Source organism: Acinetobacter sp. 1566109, from assembly GCF_000582255.1.
Lineage (GTDB): Bacteria > Pseudomonadota > Gammaproteobacteria > Pseudomonadales > Moraxellaceae > Acinetobacter > Acinetobacter nosocomialis.
Genome location: NZ_JEYB01000142.1, coordinates 1 through 2,047 on the forward strand (window position 1 = coordinate 1; position 2,047 = coordinate 2,047).

Annotated in this window: 2 protein-coding genes and 2 pseudogenes; 3 read left to right on the forward strand and 1 reads right to left on the reverse strand. The window is 36.6% G+C overall.

The genetic code is table 11. The features are described from left to right. The first annotated feature begins 218 nt into the window (after window positions 1–218). From J582_RS24755 to J582_RS24765, 3 genes and pseudogenes are all read left to right on the forward strand, one after another. The gene (locus J582_RS24755; RefSeq protein ID WP_016653393.1) at window positions 219–539 is read left to right on the forward strand and encodes a type II toxin-antitoxin system Phd/YefM family antitoxin; all 321 of its coding nucleotides are present in this window, start codon (window positions 219–221) and stop codon (window positions 537–539) included. 255 nt (window positions 540–794) lie between these two features. Continuing rightward, window positions 795–1,004, forward strand: a pseudogene (locus J582_RS24760) (type II toxin-antitoxin system RelE/ParE family toxin); the annotation flags it as partial. Continuing rightward, window positions 991–1,278: a helix-turn-helix domain-containing protein gene (locus tag J582_RS24765; RefSeq protein ID WP_001258992.1), complete on the forward strand. Its 288-nt coding sequence runs from the start codon at window positions 991–993 to the stop codon at window positions 1,276–1,278. The pseudogene J582_RS24760 and the gene J582_RS24765, both read left to right, overlap by 14 nt. Before the next feature lie 291 nt (window positions 1,279–1,569). Here the strand turns inward: J582_RS24765 and J582_RS0105485 are convergent. Then, window positions 1,570–2,047: pseudogene (locus J582_RS0105485) on the reverse strand (IS3-like element ISAba21 family transposase); the annotation flags it as partial.

Sequence of the window (2,047 nt, forward strand, 5' to 3'; positions counted from 1 at the left end):
CAACATTATTTATATAGACTCCAGTAAGCATAGCTTTCCCTATTTTTAATTTGCACGATTTAAAATTTATTTTTTTAGATTATATAGTTACATACAAATATCATCTACTAATTTTAGAAATATATAATAGCCCCATAATAAATAACGGTCGTTTTCTTACATTCGGAACAATATTCTAAAGTGATTTAATTTTTGCCATCCAGTATAAGGTCTTAGATATGAGTCGATTAACTTTTATAAACGGTGCGATTGTTTCTGCGTCTGATGTTCGCAAATCTTGGAGCAAAATTGTTCAATGTGTCAAAGAAAGTCATAAACCTGTTTTTGTTTATACGAAGAATACGCCCGAAGCTGTTGTTCTGAGTTTTGAAGAATTTCAAAACATGCAGGAAATTGTTGAAGCCGTCCGGCGTGAACAGCTAGGACAACAAATGGTTTATGATCTTTTGGATATTAATCAGCTCACTGGTCAACCGACCAAACACATGCTTTTGAACCACAAAGGTGTATTTGAAGAAGTAAATGGACAAGAAAAATAGCTTTTGAGGATATTAGCGGATTCGAGATTAGAGACAAGCTGATTTAAAAGTCATCTTATATTTATATTCGTTGCACAATGAGCTTTGATTTTCGTGAAATAATAGGAAGTGAAAACATTTTCGTAAGTTAAGTAGCCCTGATGACATAGAGTTGACTAAGTTTATTGAAAATTACAAAGAACGCTTGGATGTCTATAGAACTATATTAAATAATGCATTGGGTAAAGTAATAGACTCACCCCCGGCGCAAACTTAGGAGAATCTCACACATTACCAATGAGTAAAGGACTATTTGAGTTGCGCTTAAAATCTCAAGAATGTATTGCTCGTGTTATGTATTGCACACTAGTCGGTAAACGCATTGTAATGCTCCATAGTTTTGTTAAGAAAACCCAAAAAACACCTAAGCAAGATCTAAACCTAGCACTTGACCGCATGAAAGAGGTGAAAAATGCGAACACATGAAGAAATGAAAGCACTTGCATTATCTCGTTCAGCAGTGCGTACCGAATACGAACGAATTGAACGTGAAGAAATGCCCTTGCTCGATATGGTACTTACTGCACTTCGAGAGGCAGGTCTATCCCAAGCGCAAATCGCGGAACGCATGGGAACAAATGTACCTGCCGTTTCACGGCTAGAAAAAGCATTGATCACAGGCAAACCATCACCATCTATTGCCACATTGCAAAAATATGCTGCGGCAATTGGTAAACATGTTGAAGTGCGTTTTGTCTAAATAAAAAAGCACCCTAGGGTGCTTTTTACCAATTCACTAATCAATCAACTTTACACATTTAGCAACAACATCCTGTGCCTATAGACCCTTATCTTTGAAATTACTGTTATACGCACGATCAATATCTCTTAAGCCTTCTTGAATTTCTGCTTTTGATGCATTTTTGTCTGTTAGTATTTCATTCCTTAAGCTTTCCTTGGAAACCCCTTTAAGCCTTGCATCCATTATAAGAGACTGATTATATGCATCTGATATGTGCTGAATTAGCAGGAGACTTTCACTTGGGATATGCTAGGCAGCTAACCGATAAAAGTTCTCTGCTATTTGATTTGGCGTTTTAAAATCCAAACTCTTTTGAATTCTTCGCTGATTATAAAATAACACAATGTATTTTGTAATATCTGCTTTAGCTTCATCTCTGGTTTTATAGTTGCAATGATGCACTAATTCATTCTTGAGTATGCCCCAGAAACTTTCAATCGGTGCATTATCGTAACAGTCCCCACGTTTGCTCATTGAACCTTGAAAATCACATTTTTCCAGTATCTTTCGATATTCATGGCTGCAATATTGGCTGCCTCTGTCCGAATGAATAATTAAGCCTTTCGTTGGTTTTTGATTACGAATCGCCATAGTCAGTGCATTGCAAACAAGTTGTGCGGTCATACGCTCATTTAAGCTATAGCCAACCACTTGTTTCGTGTACAGGTCTTTTACTGCTGCCAAGTATAACCAACCTTCAGCAGTCCAAATGTATGTAATATCGCTT